A 692-nucleotide genomic window follows, 5' to 3' on the forward strand; every position below is an offset into this window, starting at 1 on the left:
GCCGGGGCCACGGCCGCGGCGGCGGCGCGGCGGGCGCCCGCCGGGCGCGGCGCGCCCCGCACCCCGTTCGTGCTGCTCGTCGTGGGGCTGCTGTGCGGCGGGCTGGTCAGTCTGCTGCTGCTCAACACCGTCCTGGCCAAAGATTCCTTCCGGGCGACCGACCTGCAGAAGACCACCCAGCGCCTGCGCCAGGAGGCCCAGGACAAGCGCACCAAGCTGCTGCTGGACTCCCAGCCGCAGAGGCTGGCCGACCGCGTCGAGCAACTCGGCGAGAAGCCCGGCACGCAGGAGCCACGGTTCCTCGACGGGCAGGGGCGCGAGGTCGGCCGCACGGCGAGCCAGGGCCGGGTCCCTGAGGGCGCCGCCGACCGGCAGGCGGAGGTCGCGGGCCGGTGAGGGAAGGCGGCCGTCCCTCCGGGCCCGGTCGCAACGGCCCGGGCGGCGGCTCGGGCGGGCGCGGCGGCCCCGGAGGGCCCAGACGAGGCTCGGGTTCGGGCGGCCGCCAGGGCCGCCCCGACGGTCCCGGGCGCCCCGACCCGCCGGGCGGTCGTTCCGGCGGCTCCGGCCGCCGCGACGGTTCCGGCCGCCCCGGCGGCGCGGACGGCGGCGCCGGGCGCCCCGACGACGCCCCCGGCGGCCGTCCGGGCGCGTCCGGCCGTCCCGACGGCCCCGGCGGGCGTGCTGGTGGTTCC

1 pseudogene is annotated in these 692 nt (G+C 81.1%); it reads left to right on the top strand.

The features are described from left to right. Positions 1–396, top strand: a pseudogene (locus ACWEN6_RS38160) (hypothetical protein); the annotation flags it as partial. Between the last annotated feature and the right edge of the window lie 296 nt (positions 397–692).

It is taken from the genome of Sphaerisporangium sp. NPDC004334 (assembly GCF_053602655.1).